A 15192-nucleotide genomic window follows, 5' to 3' on the forward strand; every position below is an offset into this window, starting at 1 on the left:
CGCTCGATCCAGTCGCGCTGTTGGCCGAGATTCGCGCGACCCAGGACGAACTCGGCAATCGCGTCGATCGTCGTGCCGGCCAGGCGCGCGGCCTGCAACGCGCCAGCACGAGCACCGCGCCAGCGACCGCAGCCTCTTTTGCGAAGACGCTCGGCAAGACGACGACGACCGGCGAGCCGCGTGCCACGCACCGGCGCACCCGTCGACCGTATAAAACCAGGGTTCGCATGCCGTCCAAGCTCGACCCGCATATTGCTGCGATCGAGGGCTGGCTCGCTACGCAACCGCAGTTAACTGCACTCGCCATCGTCGGCCGGCTCAGCGAAAAACACCCCGAGGAGTTCGGGACAAGACAGCATTCGATCGTGCAGCGTCTGCTGAGGGCGCTTAGACGGAAGACGGCCGAGCAGTTGGTCGCGGAGGAGCCGCTCGGCGAGGCCACCACTGCTGCCCCATTGCCCGGGGCTGTGGACGGCTCGGGCTATGTAGGGCCCGACCCGCCCACAGCCCCTCTCGTCGAGCAAGCCGGAAAAGCCACTTGGCACGGCCGATCAGCCGAGGTCGCATCGACCAGTGCAATGGCGCCGTCAGGGTAACATTCGCAGATGCGGCAATACGAGGGGTCAAAGTTGCAAGCCGATTGACACCGAACGTGCAGACGCTTGCTCACCTCCTAGGAGAGCACGATGAACCCACAATCGGAAGGCCTCCGCGCGATGGTTTCTCGCCGTGCCATGATTGTCTCCATGGCAATTTGCTTAGCGTTGTCTTGCCTGACGAGCCACAACGCCCGCGCCGAAGACAAGCCGGCCAGAATCGTCGTGCTCGGGGACTCTCACACCGCCGGTAGCGGTATCGCCGTTGGCTACCGCTTTACGGACCAACTTGAATTTGCATTGAGGGCGAAGGGAAAAGCAGTCGTGGTTTTCAATGCCGGTGTTGTTCATGATACAGCTGCAAACGGTCTTGCCAGATTGGATCGAGCGGTCCCAGACGGGACCCATGCGGTAATTGTGCAGCTCGGCGGAACTGATATGTTGAGAGGTACCGATCCAAATGTCACTCGCGCGGCGCTCGCTGCAATTCTGCAAAACCTCCAAGCCCGGCGAATTGTCGCCCTCCTTTGCGGAGCACGACCTCACACCAACTTTGGGCAGGAATACGAGAAAGCCTTTGCTGCGATGTTCGCTGGACTTGCCAGCGAGTACAATGTGCTGTTCTACGAGGCTTTTGACGACGTGTTTGTCGACGATCCTCAGCTCAAGGCTCTCGGCGGCCTGCATCCAAATCCGGCTGGGCTCAAAGAGGTCGTCACGCGCATACTGCCCCAAGTCGAGGCTCTCATAGATCGCGTGGGCCTCGGAGACCGTTGATCCTCTAGTGCAGCCTCCTTTCCGCTTCTAGCGCGTTTGAGACCTTGCGATGTGCACCGAACCTTCCGCTCATCGGGGCTCACCGGAGGTCATCGCGGGAAGACTAAACCGACGCGATTGACCCAAGGCGGAATTCCTTCCGTTGCAGCCAGTTTGCCTCCTCGATTGAAATTGGGCCTATGCTGGACGGTTCGAACGTAGGCAGTACGAACTCAAGCGGGCATCAGATTGATGACTCGCATGATGGCGGCACTATTACCTATGTTCTCAGTGTCCTCTGGTTCACCTTTGACACAGGTCCATACGTCGTTTTTCTTCACCGTGAACGGATGACCATCGCGATGATCGAGCCGCATTTCGCCGTCGACGCACTGACAAACCATATCGTTTCGCATGGCATCATCTTTGTGCCTTACTTTAGGCTGGAAGACTATGTCAACGACCTTAATTCGCTTGTAGGCGGGGAGTACGGAGTCGCGCCCATGCATCGCTTCGCGCTCGCTTACCTCCACTAGCCGAACGCCCGGGGCGAGCTCCTTGCCCTCATCGGGCCGGTAAGGCTGAGCCACGGTTGGATTGGTTGCAACAAGAGCAGTTCCCGCTGTCGCGACACAGAACATCAGAGCAGATCGCCGATCGATTTCACCCATGCTCTCCTCCTGAGGTTCGCTCACCGTCCACAAGACGGGGGCGGTGTCGAGCATTCGATGCTCGATCGGGCATGCTGTCAAAGCCGATTTGAAATCGAACCTCGTTCCCGGTCTCAAAGAAGCGTGACGATGGCCGACGACAGCCAGCGAACGGAGAGCAGTGTATGTTAGGCGCCGAAGATGTCAGCGGCGGGTGAAGAACGTTGTTCTTTGCTTCACTCGGTCACGACTTTGTCCGCGCGTCCCCTGTTGGCCCATCGCTTCCGTTGCGCCGTGTCGCTGCATGTCGGCTCACAACTGCAGACCGGAAGTTTGCAGCCGGGCGCCAATTCGGCCGCCTGTGACCCAAACCGGTCATTAGTAGTGCCCTAGACACGTTGTCTCGGCTGGGCGATTATTGCGCGGTAGGCGAACCAGAGGCGCCGCTATGGATGATCTCGGAAGTTGGCTGCGGGAACTTGGTCTCGAACAATATGAGACGGCCTTCCGCGAGAACGAGATCGACGACGTTGCGCTTCCGAACTTGACGGCAGACGATCTGAAGGATCTTGGTGTCCGAATTGTTGGACATCGCCGCAGGCTTCTCAACGCCATTGCCGCTTTGCGAGCTTCGAACCCTCTAGGGCCCCTTACCGCAGTTCCTCTGGAAGACGATCATATTGGAAAGGACGTTGCGGAGCGCCGCCAGGTCACCGTGATGTTCTCGGACCTTGTCGGTTCGACGGCGCTCTCGGTCCGTCTGGACCCGGAAGACCTGCGCGAGATCATTTCGGCCTATCAGAGGTGCGTCGCTGATACCGTGCGCCGCTTCGGCGGCTTTCTCGCGAAATATATGGGCGATGGCGTGCTCATTTATTTCGGCTATCCCACAGCACACGAAGATGACGCCGAGCGTGCCATTCGGGCCAGCCTCGCTCTGATCGATGCGGTAGCGACACTCACGGCGCCTGAGCCCCTACAGGTGCGGATCGGGGCTGCCACCGGGACGGTGGTCGTCGGAGACCTCGTCGGGTCCGGAGAAACGCAGGAGCGCGGTATCGTCGGCGAGACGCCGAACCTCGCCGCGCGCCTTCAAGGCATCGCCGAGCCGAACACCGTCGTCATTGCCGAGGCCACACGAAGGTTGCTGGGCAGCCTTTTCGAACTGCGGGACCTTGGACCCAGGGAACTAAAGGGTATCGCTGGGCCGGTGAAAGCCTTCGCGGTAGTGCGGACGAGTTTTGTCGAGAGCCGCTTCGATGCGATGCATGCCAGCGGCCTCACTGCGCACGTCGGACGAGAAGAAGAACTTGAGCTGCTTTTGCGCCGCTGGGCGAGAGCCAAGGCCGGCGAAGGCCGGGTAGTCTTGCTGTCCGGTGAGGCCGGAATCGGCAAATCCAGGCTCTCTGCCGCGCTCATGGATGAAATCGCGGCCGAACCACACACGCGACTGCGTTATTTCTGCTCGCCGCAGCACACCGACAGCGCTCTTTACTCAATCATTGGGCAATTCGAACGGGCAGCCGTACTTGTGCACAGCGACACACCGCAAGCCAAGCTGGACAAGCTCGATGCGCTGCTGGCGCAGACTTCGACGTCCAGGCAGGACGCGGCGCTCCTGGCCGAGATGTTGTCGCTTCCTAATGATGGGCGCTATCCAGCTCTGGAGCCTATTCCCGAACAGCGCCGGCAGAAAATGCTCGCAGCACTCGGCCTCCAATTGGAAGCCCTTGCGCGCTCCAGTCCCGTGCTCATGATCGTCGAGGATGCGCACTGGGCCGATCCCACAAGCCTGGAAGTCTTCGGTCGTGCCATGGACCGAATCGCGAGTCTCCGCGTGCTCTTGATCGTGACGTTTCGACCTGAGTTCGACGGCCCGTGGGTCGGACAATCGCACGTTACGATGCTAACTATCAATCGCCTGGCTGAGCGCGACGTCGGCACCATGATCGACCGCATGGTCGGCAACAGGCTGCTGCCGGCCGATATCAGGAGGGAAATTGTCGAGCGCACCGATGGTGTTCCTCTGTTCGCGGAGGAGATGACGAAGGCGGTGCTGGAGGCTGGGAGCGAAACTGAAGCGATGCAGGCTGCGGCTGCGATCCCCTCGCCTGCGCTGGCTGTGCCCGCGAGCTTGCATGCTTCTCTGATGGCGCGGCTCGACCGGCTCGGCCCAGCTAAAGAGCTGGCTCAGATCGGGGCGGCGATAGGTCGTGAGTTCTCGCAGGTGCTGTTAGCCGCCGTGCTGCGCAAGTCAGAGCCGGAACTGGCCTCGGGGCTCGACCGCCTGATGCAAGCCGGGTTGCTGTTCCGAAATGGCATCCCGCCGCACGCGACCTATTTGTTCAAGCACGCTCTCGTTCAGGACACCGCCTACGGCACATTGCTGCGCGATAGGCGGCACGCGCTGCACGCGCGCATTGCCCGGGCGCTCGAGGAGACGTTCCCGGACGTCGCGGCAATCCAGCCAGAGGTGCTCGCGCACCACTTCACGGAAGCTGAGCTTGCGGAAAAGGCCGTTGCCTACTGGCTGGCGGCTGGCCAGCGCGCGGCTGAGCGCTCGGCGCACGCCGAGTCCGTGGCCCATCTCTACAAGGGGCTGGCCCTCGTAAAGCGGGTCGCCGATCCGGTGGAGCGTGCCCGTCGCGAACTCGCACTGCAGCTTGTCCTCGCGCCGGTGCTGTTCGCCACCAAGAGCTATTCGGCGCCGGAGGTGGAGCAAGCCTACCTGCGCGCACGCGACCTATGTCAGCAGGCCGGCGATGGAGCGCAGCTCTTTGCCGTGAACTGGGGGCTATGGCTTATTTATCAGCAGCGCTGCGAGTTCAAGAGGGCTCGCGACCTATTAGACGGACTGTTCGAGGTCGCTCGCCAAAGCGGCGATCGGGCCTTTCTCCTGCAGGCGCATCATGCGGCATGGACGACACTCGTCCATCTCCCGGAACTGACCGCGTGCCGGACGCACCTCGAAGCCGGCTTGGCGCTGTATCGGCCGGACGCGCACCGCGCCCATATGTTCTTGTATGGCGGCCACGACGCAGCCGTTTGCAATCTATACACCTCGGCGGCCACCCTGTGGCCGCTTGGCTTCCCCGAGCAGGCGCGCGCCACGGCGCACAAGGCGGTGAGCATGGCTCGGGAGCTGTCGCATCCCTTCAGCCTTGTTCTCGCCCTGGTGTGGGCGGCAATGACCAACCAGCATCTGGGGGAAGTTGAACCTGCTCAGGAGCAAGCGGAGGCCGCAGTCGCGGTGTGCGCCGAGCATGGCATCGCGCCGCACTTGGCGGCGGCCGGGAGTATCTTGCGGGGCTGGGCAGTCGCGGCACGCGGGCAAACTATGGAAGGGATCGCGGAGATTCACCGCGGTCTCGCTGCCATCGAGCCGACAGGCCTCGGATTCGTCGTCCCTACCATCTTGCACTGCTGGCTGAAGCTTCGGTGTGGGCCGGAGAAATCGAGCACGGATTGACCGCGCTGGTCGAGGCTTCGCGCATTGTCGAGGAAACTGGCGAGCGGCGGTGGGAGGCGGAAATATACCGGTTGACTGGGGAGTTGACGCTAGCCGGGCCGGGCGGCGGCAGGACCGAAGCAGAATTATGGTTTAAGCGTGCGCTCGACGTGGCTGGTTGCCAGAACGCTAAATGCCTGGAGCTGCGCGCCGCCATCAGCTTGGCCCGGCTCTGGCGCGACAGCGGCAAGCACAGAGAAGCCCGAGAGCTTCTCACTCCAGTCTACGTCTGGTTCACCGAGGGGTCCGATACGTTGGATTTGAAGAAGGGGAAAGCCCTGCTCGAGGAGCTGGCGGCATGATCGCTCACAGCGGCTCGTGGCCCATCGCTTCCGTTGACGCGGTGCCGGTGCATGTCGGCTCAAAAGGACAGACCGGAAGTTTGCAGCGGTCGCCAGTTCGGCGGCTTGTGGCCCATCGCTACCGGTGAGGCGGTCCCGCTACATGTCGGTTCAGAGGGGTAGACCGGAAGTTTGCAGTGGAGCACTAGACCTACGCTTTTGACCCAAAGCGGCGCGTCGGCTCATCTCATAGTTCGCCAGCTATAGCGCTCCGATACGGCTGATGTTTTCGCTATCGCTTTAGGGTTGTGGCAATTAATTCACGCTATTGGCTCGCCTGTGGCGTTCGAGATGGCAACGGTTGGCGCTAAGGATAGTGTCTAATGTACTTCCTCACTGCCTGTCTGATCGTGGTAATCGTGAGTGCCGCGGTATCGCTTCGTCGATCCAGAAATCTATCACAGCCTCAGTGGGCTACCCCGGCCCAGCGGATCGCAGCGCGGCGGCGGGCGCTTTGGCCGACAATCTGCGCGGGGTTTTGTCTACTGGGGCTGCTCGGATTTCATCATTTCAACACGAGCAAGAAACCACTGCGACGACCTATCTGATGGTGCTTGTTGCCTCTTTCTTCGGCGGTTCGTTTCTTGGCGTCATTGGCGGGATGGATTGAGGTGGCGGCGAACAACGCAAGGCAAAAACGCGCTGGACTATGACGACCGACAAGCTGCCATGTCTTTGGCATCGCCTGTTGATGTCCGGATTTGGCCCGTCCGAGACGTGCCGGGCCCGTCTAACCACGTCCGCTTATTCGGTTAGACCGGAAGTCTTAGCCTCACGGGCAAACCGACGTGATTGACCCAATCCGGACCCCGAACCGTTTCCATTGCGGCTGGAACGGAGGTCCGGCGAGCCTTTATCCGGCACGCAGCGAGCGCGAGGATCGGCTTAGTCCTTGCCCATACAGCCCTTCAGTCCGGGAGACCCGCCTTGCTCAAGCCTTCAGCGATGCGCTGAAATTCGGCACGGAAGACGACGTTATCGGACCACCCAGACCCATCTTGCAACCAACGGGCAACGGTGTAATTGGGCCTGAGCCGACGAAGCTCAGCGACGGCCGCGTGAGCTTCATGCTCATGTCCCGTCAGTGCATTAGCGGCGGCGAGATCTGCGTAAGCAATCCAAAAGGGGTTCACCGCGATGGAGCGGCTGCACCAATCGATTGCCTCATCGTACTGAGCGAGATGGCTGTGCGCATGGCAGACGTAGAAGTACCACGTGCTCAGAAGCGGATCGCGAGGGCTGAGCTGTATGGCCATTTGGAGGGGTGCAAATGCCTCCGCGGAGCGGCCGACGCGTATCTTGGCAGCTCCAAGCGCGCCATGAGCCGGGGCGAGGCTGGGATTAATCGCGATTGCCGCCATATATTCGCCAACCGCAGCCTCGACGTTTCTACCCTTCGAGCGCTGGATCTCGCCCTTTACAAAATGTGCCATTGCGTCACTGGGAAACTGTGACAGAACCTGGTCTACGGCATTCTCGGCGCGCCGCAGCGCATCCGCGGGCGCATCGGTCCAACGATAGTTGACGTCCACCGCCAGAGTACCTGCCAAGCCCACGAGCGCCTTCGGGTAGCCGGGGTCGATCTGGAGCGCGCGCTCGAAGAAGGTCCGTGACCGGGCCAACTGCTCGCGCGAATACGGTCGGTTGAGCACGGTCCATCCGCGCATCGCGAGATCGACTGCGTCGGGGCTGTTGGGCCGCGCGACCTCGGCGTCGCGGCTTTCTTGGTTAGTCAGTTCGAGATCAAGCCGTCGCGCCAGTCGGCCCGTGATAACGTCTTGGAGTTGCATCGATTTGGACCAGTCACCGTCGACGCGCTCCGACCAGACCTCTGCGCCGGTCCGCGCATCGATCAACCGGGCATTGATCCGGACAATTGACTCCGTCCTGCGCAAGCTACCGTCGAGGATATAGCGCACGCCAAGTTCGCGGCCGACGCGCTTGGCGTCAACGTTCCTATAGGCCCGCGCCGTACTGGGCGCGATCACGAAGCTATCTTCGATCCGTGAGAGATCAGTGCTTAAATCGTCAGCAACACCTTCCGCAAAGTATTCCTGCTCGGATTCGTCGCTCAAGTTCGTGAATGGCAGCACGACAATCGATAGGCGATGGTTCAACAGCTGCGGTTCGCCCGACCGGATGTACCAAAAACCCAGACCACCGCCAGCCATGAGCAGGAGAAACGCCATCGTTAGGCCCACGAGAGCTCGCCGCATACCACGCCCGGTCCACCGACCAAATAGGAAGCCACCAGCTATATTCAGGAACGAGATGGCCGGCAGCGGATCGGAGAGCTGCGGAGCATAGGCTCGGACTGGAACGGCGATGTTCTTGAGATTCTGCTCGCCCAGATCGGCGAACCCAACCCCGACCTTGCCTCGGACTTGATCGTAGGCGGCGGAAGATATGCAGATGCCGCCGGGCTTCGCGATGCCTTCAAGCCGTGCCGCAATATTCACGCCGTCGCCAAAGATGTCATTCGGCTCGACAATTACATCGCCGATGTTAATTCCCACACGGAAGGCAATGCGCTTGTCTTCTGCATCATCGATTGTAAGTTCCTTTACGCGATTCTGGAATTGTATAGCGGCTCGAACCGCTTCGACTGCGCTCGGAAACTCGGCCAAGAAGCCGTCCCCGGTGTTCTTGACGATACGGCCATCGTGTTCGGCAATTGCTGAGGCAACCGCGTCCGTTAAAAGTGCTGTCAATTTGGCATGAGTAGCTTCTTCGTCATCGTGCATGAGCCGCGAATAGCCGGCCACATCTGCGGCCAATATAGCCGATAACCTGCGCTCGACCCGGGCTGCTCGCTCCTGCACCATGGTCCGCACTCCAACCATTTCATTTGTACGACGGATCACACGCCAGAGCCATCGCGCGATGTCCATCCAAAATGCTGCTGCCGGTCACCGCCGAAACGTCAGCGGCGCTGACCGACTGTTTGTTCCCGGACTGTGGCGCCACTAAAGGGACGCTCCCTACGTCGCCAATTAGCCCGTAGGCGAAGATGGAGGCGACGTTCAGCACGACCGCAGTCGGGGCCAGACCGGACATCGCGCGCTCACGGCCAAACCGACGCTTCTGACCCCACAAGAGACATGGCCGAGTGCTCAAGCCGCGGGCCACTCTCTTGCAGCATGCCTGACGAAGCGTGACCGGCATGTCGCTCGCGAGCTAACGGCGGCTATGGAGCCGTTTCTACCCATCGTCCGCACTTTCGCCGTTCTCGGCAACGCGGTGCCTTCGCTGCGAGAGCGGCTGATCCAGCACATCGAATCATCCAGAATTGACCCGCGCTACGGACGCGGCGGCCAGAGCCCATCTTGGAAGATTACTTCGCCATCGACCATCGTTAGCAAGCTCGTCGTCGCGGGGAGTTGTTGCGGGGGCACGGCCAATACATCCTGAGAGAGCACGGCAAGATCTGCGGCGAGACCGGGCGCAATCCGTCCTCTGCGTTTTTCTTGCCCCTCCGCGTAAGCTCCGCCGCTCGTGTAGGCTGTCAGCGCCTGTTCGCGCGTTAATGCCTCGGATGGAGCGCTCTGGACCACCACGGCCAGCATCAAATTTAGAAACGGGTTTTGCTCCTTGATGCCACCGTCAGAACCAAGCGCCAGTGGAATGCCGGCGTCGACGAAGCCCTTTAGCACGATCTCATGATCCAGCATTTTCTTTCCCGCTATGGGCGGAATGGCAAGGTGGGTTGGATTTTGAGTGATTACCACTCCCAATTGTGCGACCCGCGCAAGGGCGTCCTTCCCGATACCATCGCCATGTTCAATTCGCACTCGTTTGGCGCGCCAAGTTGTGGCGGGGGCAAGCTGCTCCATCATCTTCAACACGCGGTCCGTTTCGGCATCACCGACGACGTGAAGCGCAGCCTGAGTTGATCCCCTTAATGCAAGCTGCAAGATTTCTCGCAGTTGCTCGTTGGTAAAATTCGATCGGCCGCGCCACCCGGGGCGGTCGACGTAGTCAACGCGTTGCAGTGAATTCTGCTCGATTGGTGTGCCGTCCATCATCCATTTCGGACCTTCAACACGGACTTTTGGAATCGTTTGCTGCGCGACCTTGTCGATGGTTGCCCATGCCTCCGGAATTCGATGGGTTTCATAGGTGCCCCAGGAATAGACCGTCCATCGTTGGAGCGGCTTTGCGATGGCAAGCCCGGCAAGTGTGACTTCGAGCGACTTGTCGTTATTCATGAGGTGAATCGACGTGACACCCCAACGTGCGTAGCGTTGTTGTGCTTCGCCGAACAAGGTAGCTAAACGTTCGGCGGTCGCGGGCTGTATCCGTGGCATGATTGTCTCGGCCTCGTAGGCGCGCCCGTCAAGCCGCCCATTTTCGTCGCGGCCCCACCAGCCACCGAGAGGGTCGGCGATGTCCTCGCGAATGCCGAGCCTGCGGAGGCCCTCGCTATTGGTGAAACTGTTGTGTCCCCAAGGCGCTCGCAAGAGCACCGGAGTGTTCGGTGCGGCAGCATCCAACGCCTTCCGCCAGTTGCGACGATCTCGCGCGATCAGTGGACCGATGTAAGCGCTGATCCAGTCGCTGCGTGTCTTGGCGGCCTGCTCCACAGCAGATAGCATTTCCTCCGCCGTGGGCCCAGGACCAGGAAATGGCAGACCGGCGATAGCCAACGGCGACGTTGGCAACGCGTCGCCGAGATGAACATGGGCTTCGGTCAGGCCCGGTGTCACGAGCCGGCCGCCCGCATCGATGATGCGGGTATTTGGCCCGGTCAACGCAAGCACCTGTTCGTTCCGGCCTACAGCCAGGACGTGCCCATCCTCAATGGCGACGGCTTGCGCATAGGGTAACGCCGGGTCGGCCGTGAAAACCTTGGCATTGACTAGGACCAGCTTTGGGGCGCCCATGGCGCCAGAGGTCAGGAGCAGCGACGCCCCGGCGATCAAGCAATATCTCAGTCTTTTGACACGCGATCGGGTCATCTGCCCTCCTTGTTGGATAGTTGCCGCACTAAACGACCGGCGTCATTTGGCGCTTAGGAGGGCTCGCGCGTCCCGAAGGAAGGCTGAAAAATTGCCGAAACAATGCCGAAGGCGGTAGAATTACGCGTTACCGGCTCCTCTCCTGTTGGCCGGGAAGGCTGGGATTCCGAATGTCGGTGGACCGATACAAGATCGGCGAATTCACGCTCGACGTTTCGCAGGGATGCCTGCGCCGCGGGGGGGTCGAGATAGCATTGCGGCCGAAGAGCTTTGCGCTACTCCAGCACCTAATCACCCATGCCGGGCGCCTCGTCACCAAAGACGAGCTGCTGTCAAATATCTGGCCCAACGTGATTGTGACCGAGGATTCGTTGACACGTTGCGTTAGTGAAGCGCGCGCGGCACTTGGGGACACCGATCAGTCCGTCATTAAAACCGTGTCGAAGCGCGGCTATATCTTTGCCAAACCGGTGACGCAGGGCGACGACGATACGGTCGTCCAATTGGCGGCTGACGTGACCCCGGTGCCGGGAACCCTCTTTAAAAGGCGTGCTAGAACCGTCCAGCTGATGGTCCTTGGCTTTGTTTTGATGGAGGCTTCGGTCTGGTACGCCGCCTTCAGGGTACTGCCGACCACGGAACACCCGCGTTTGTCTTTGATCGTGCTTCCGTTCGCAAACCTGAGCGCAGATCCTGCTCAGGACTATCTTGGCGATATCATCACCAGCGAATTGACGACCGCGTTATCGCGGCTGCGCGGCGCAACTATTATCGCGGCCGGCAGTGCACTGACGCTCAGGAGCAAGCCGGCAGACATCAAGCAGGTGGGTATGGACCTCGACGTCCGGTATGTACTGGAGGGCAGCGTACTGCGCAGCGATACCTCAGTGCGCATCAACGCAAGGCTGATCGACACCCAGACGATGAAAACCCTATGGTCGGATCGATTCGACGTCGATCGGGTCGATATTCTGCGGACACAGGACGAAATCGTCACGCGTCTGGCGAGCACCCTTCACGGCGAAATGGTTCAGGCGGATATCGGGCGAGCGACGGCGGCACATGCGGCAAACCTCGATGCTGAAGATTTGGCAATGCGGTGCGAGGCGTCAACGTATCGCGTGGGTCTCCCAGGGATGCCAGGTTACGAATGGTGCGAACGGGCGCTGAAGATCGATCCGGACAACGTTCGCGCACTTGTCCAGCTTGCGATGTTTTACAGTATGCGGGTGTCGCGCGTGCAAAGCCCCGACGCCGCTGCCGACTTGGAAAAAGCCAATGTCCTGGTAAGGCGCGCGCTTGAAATTGATCCTGGATATTATGCCGCTCATTGCGCGAAGGCCACGGTTCTGGAAGGTCAACACCACGTCTCGGACGGCTTAGCTGAAGCCGAACGCTGTCTGGCGCTTAACCCGACTTACGCCGGCGCGTACCGGGCGCTGGCGCTTCTCCACTTTTTTCTCGCCCGTCCAGACAAAATGCTCGAATACGCCGAGCGTGGGATTCGTCTCAGCCCGCGTGATCCGCAGACATCTACTTTCCTGCTGATCAAGGGATGGGCCCACATGATGTTGGGGCAGGATGAAGAAGGCCTAATTTGGTTCCGCCGTGCGGCAGCGGCATCACCTAAAATGTCGACCGTCATCGCCGGATTGACTTCGGAGCTTGCCTTGACCGGTCGCGATGCGGAAGCACGTGCGACGCTGGCTCAATACCTCGCGATGGAAGACACCCGCACCCGGACCATTGCGCAATGGGATTACCTACCCGACGACAACCCCGAGTTCATGAAGTTTCACCTGCGGTTCAAGAGTGGACTTCGCAAGGCTGGAATGTCGGAGCAGTAGGCGCGTCTAGTGCTTCCGCTTTTGGCCCTTCGCTACCGTTGAGACGGTGCTGCTACATGTCGGTTCATAGGGACAGAACGGAAGTTTGCAGCCGGGCCCCAGTTCGGCGGCTTGTGACCCGAACCGGACGTCGTGCGCTGTCTCAATCTCGGAGGGGAGCTGGCCCTTATTCGTGATACGCTATCGCGTGCCGTGATTTTTGCCACTGCAACAAAGCCCATTTTGAGCGCATCCTTGTGCTATTGTGAACGGCGGCAGGGAATATCATGAGCGAAGCGCGTAAAATCGCGGCGATCCTGGCTGCCGACGTGGTCGGTTACAGCCTGCTGGCGGGTGCGGACGAGGATCGAACGCTGGCGCGGCTGCGGGCGCTCCGGAGCGATCTGATCGATCCGACCATCGACGTTCATCACGGCCGTGTCGTGAAGCGCACCGGCGACGGAGCTCTGGTCGAGTTTCGCAGCGTAGTTGACGCTGTGCGCTGCGCTATCGAAGTGCAGAACGGCATGGTTGAGCGCAATGCGGGTTTACCGCCTGAGCGGCGCATCGATTTTCGCATCGGCATTCATCTTGGCGACATCGTCGAGGAGAGCGACGGCGATCTAATGGGTGACGGCGTCAATATCGTCGCTCGATTGGAAGGCGTCGCCAAGCCCGGCGCTATCTGTCTTTCCGAAGACGCCTATCGGCAGGTGAAGGCGCGGCTCGATCTGGCCGTCAGCGAATCTCGGCGAAACCAAACTCAAGAACATTGCTGAGCCGATCCGGGTTTATTCGCTTGAGGTTGGCGTCGTGGCGAGAGCAATCCCTGCGACGCAAAGCGAAGTCGCGGCGTAGGAAACCCCTACGGCACGGCCTGCGCTGCCCAATAAGCCTTCGATCGCGGTGCTGCCCTTCCAGAACATGAGCGGCGATCCCGAGCAGGAATACTTTGCGGATGGCATCGTCGAGGACATCACCACCGGCCTCTCTCGGATCAAGTGGCTCTTCGTGATCGCCCGCAATTCCTCATCACTTACAAAGGAAAAGCGGTCGACATCAAGCAGGTCGGGCGCGACTTGGCGTGCGCTACGTGCTCGAAGGCGGCATACGCAAAGCAGGAAATCGTGTCCGTATCAGCGGCCAGTTGATTGAAGCGGAGACTGGCACTCACCTTTGGGCAGAGCGCTATGACCGACCGCTCGACGATATTTTCGCTGTGCAAGATGAGATCACTCTGAGCGTGGTTGGTGTCATCGAACCAAGCCTGAGGCGGGCGGAGATCGAGCGCGTCAAGCGCAAACGACCCGGCAATCTCGATGCATTGAGCTGCTGCCGGTTTGATGGACACCGAGATTGGGTGTTTTATCAAGCCGGAGGTGGTCATGCAGAGACGGAAGTTCAGTCGAGAGTTCAAGATCGAAGCGGTCAAGCTTGTCGGGGAACGAGGGGTGTCGGTGGCGCAAGCCGGCCGCGACCTGGGTGTTCATGAGAACGTGCTGCGCAAATGGGTGAAGGAGTTCGGCTCCGACCCAGTGCAGGCCTTCCCCGGGCACGGGCAGATGAAGCCTGAGCAGCTTGAGATCGAGCGGCTGCGGCGCGAGGTCAACAAGCTCAAGGCGGAGCGGGACATCTTAAAAAAGGCCGCTGCCTACTTCGCGAAGGAAGCGACATGAAGTTCGGCTTCATCGCGAAGCACCGGACCATCTGGCCGGTGGCATGGCTATGCGAAGCAATGGGCGTATCCCGGTCAGGCTTCCATGCCTGGCTGAACCGATCGTCCAGCCCCAGATCCAGAAGTGACGAAGCGGTCGGCCAGCAGGTGAAGGCCAGCTTCCTGGCCAGCGACCGAACCTACGGGGCACGGCGGGTCTGGAGAGACGTTTTGGCAGACGGCGTCGAATGCGGCCTGCACCGGATCGAGCGGTTGATGCGCCTGCAAGCCTTGCGGGCTCGGCCACGGCGCCGACGTTTGCCGAAGGACGAAGGCGATCGCCAGGTTGCGAACGTGCCGGCGAACCTGCTGGACCGGCAGTTTGCGGCCGAGCGGCCGAACCAGAAGTGGATCGCCGACTTCACCTACATCTGGACCGCTGAAGGCTGGCTCTACGTGTCCGCCGTGATTGATCTTTTCTCGCGACGGGTGGTCGGCTGGTCGATGAGCGCCAGTATGACAGCCCAGTTGGTTGCGGACGCCCTTCTGATGGCCGTCTGGCGGCGCGGCAAGCCGGACGCCCTAATGCATCACTCGGATCGTGGCAGCCAATACGCCAGTGAACAGTTTCAGCGGTTGATGGCCGACAGCGGCATCGTTTGCAGCATGAGCCGATCCGGCAATGTCTGGGACAACGCAGCGATGGAGAGCTTCTTCTCGTCGCTGAAAACCGAGCGCATCGAGCGCAAAATCTATCGCACCAGGAACGAGGCCAGAGCAGATGTGTTCGACTACATCGAGCGGTTCTACAACCGCGCATCAGAACACCCATCTGTCTATGTTGTTGTAGAGAAGAGACTTTGCTGATTGGGATGCGATCCCGTGGGGTATCTTGGGTTCTGT

10 protein-coding genes and 2 pseudogenes are annotated in these 15192 nt (G+C 60.5%); 8 read left to right on the top strand and 4 right to left on the bottom strand.

Translation table 11 applies throughout. The annotated features are described in order from the left end of the window. Together IVA74_RS14510 and IVA74_RS14515 are read left to right on the top strand one after the other, a co-directional pair. Nucleotides 1-596 (top strand): annotated as a pseudogene (locus tag IVA74_RS14510) (hypothetical protein); the annotation flags it as partial. 90 nt (nt 597-686) lie between these two features. After that, on the top strand, nt 687-1373 hold the full coding sequence (locus IVA74_RS14515) for a GDSL-type esterase/lipase family protein (protein WP_247344734.1): 687 nt from the start codon (nt 687-689) through the stop codon (nt 1371-1373). Between the two features lie 212 nt (nt 1374-1585). Here IVA74_RS14515 and IVA74_RS14520 read toward each other — a convergent pair whose 3' ends face one another. Beyond that, nucleotides 1586-2077 carry a hypothetical protein gene (locus tag IVA74_RS14520; protein WP_247344737.1) on the bottom strand — a complete coding sequence of 164 codons (492 nt, stop codon included), beginning with the start codon at nt 2075-2077 and terminating at the stop codon, nt 1586-1588. A 373-nt stretch (nt 2078-2450) separates the two neighbouring features. Between IVA74_RS14520 and IVA74_RS14525 the strand changes: the two genes are divergently transcribed. The 3 genes from IVA74_RS14525 (at nt 2451) to IVA74_RS14535 (ending at nt 6461) form a co-directional block, all read left to right on the top strand. After that, entirely contained in the window at nt 2451-5471 is a 3021-nt protein-coding gene (locus tag IVA74_RS14525) for an adenylate/guanylate cyclase domain-containing protein (protein WP_247344740.1), read from the top strand. Next, entirely contained in the window at nt 5468-5812 is a 345-nt protein-coding gene (locus IVA74_RS14530) for a hypothetical protein (protein ID WP_247344743.1), read from the top strand. The genes IVA74_RS14525 and IVA74_RS14530 overlap by 4 nt, the downstream gene beginning before the upstream one ends. Nucleotides 5813-6305: 493 nt before the next feature. Beyond that, nucleotides 6306-6461 (top strand): hypothetical protein, encoded by a 156-nt coding sequence (locus IVA74_RS14535; protein ID WP_247344746.1) that lies wholly within the window; start codon nt 6306-6308, stop codon nt 6459-6461. 298 nt (nt 6462-6759) lie between these two features. Here the strand turns inward: IVA74_RS14535 and IVA74_RS14540 are convergent, their stop codons facing one another. The 3 genes from IVA74_RS14540 to IVA74_RS14550 form a co-directional block, all read right to left on the bottom strand. Then, complete coding sequence (locus tag IVA74_RS14540) at nt 6760-8676, bottom strand: adenylate/guanylate cyclase domain-containing protein (protein WP_247344748.1); 1917 nt, start codon at nt 8674-8676, stop codon at nt 6760-6762. A 19-nt stretch (nt 8677-8695) separates the two neighbouring features. Continuing rightward, on the bottom strand, nt 8696-8908 hold the full coding sequence (locus tag IVA74_RS14545) for a hypothetical protein (protein WP_247344751.1): 213 nt from the start codon (nt 8906-8908) through the stop codon (nt 8696-8698). A 242-nt stretch (nt 8909-9150) separates the two neighbouring features. After that, nucleotides 9151-10773 (bottom strand): amidohydrolase family protein, encoded by a 1623-nt coding sequence (locus IVA74_RS14550; RefSeq protein WP_247344754.1) that lies wholly within the window; start codon nt 10771-10773, stop codon nt 9151-9153. A 206-nt stretch (nt 10774-10979) separates the two neighbouring features. On the opposite strand from IVA74_RS14550, the gene IVA74_RS14555 reads away from it, so the two are divergent. The 3 genes and pseudogenes from IVA74_RS14555 to IVA74_RS14565 all read left to right on the top strand — a co-directional run bounded on the left by IVA74_RS14555 (nt 10980) and on the right by IVA74_RS14565 (nt 15156). Continuing rightward, the gene (locus IVA74_RS14555; RefSeq protein WP_247344757.1) at nt 10980-12656 is read left to right on the top strand and encodes a winged helix-turn-helix domain-containing protein; all 1677 of its coding nucleotides are present in this window, start codon (nt 10980-10982) and stop codon (nt 12654-12656) included. 266 nt (nt 12657-12922) lie between these two features. Further along, nucleotides 12923-13959 (top strand): annotated as a pseudogene (locus tag IVA74_RS14560) (adenylate/guanylate cyclase domain-containing protein); the annotation flags it as partial. A 61-nt stretch (nt 13960-14020) separates the two neighbouring features. After that, nucleotides 14021-15156, top strand: a protein-coding gene (locus IVA74_RS14565; protein ID WP_247344759.1) for an IS3 family transposase whose coding sequence is annotated in 2 segments (ribosomal slippage) — nt 14021-14267 and nt 14267-15156 — 1137 coding nt in all. Because the reading frame shifts where the segments join, the coding sequence is not laid out codon by codon here. The last annotated feature ends 36 nt before the right edge of the window (nt 15157-15192 follow it).

It is taken from the genome of Bradyrhizobium sp. 132 (genome assembly GCF_023074185.1).
Classification (GTDB): domain Bacteria; phylum Pseudomonadota; class Alphaproteobacteria; order Rhizobiales; family Xanthobacteraceae; genus Bradyrhizobium.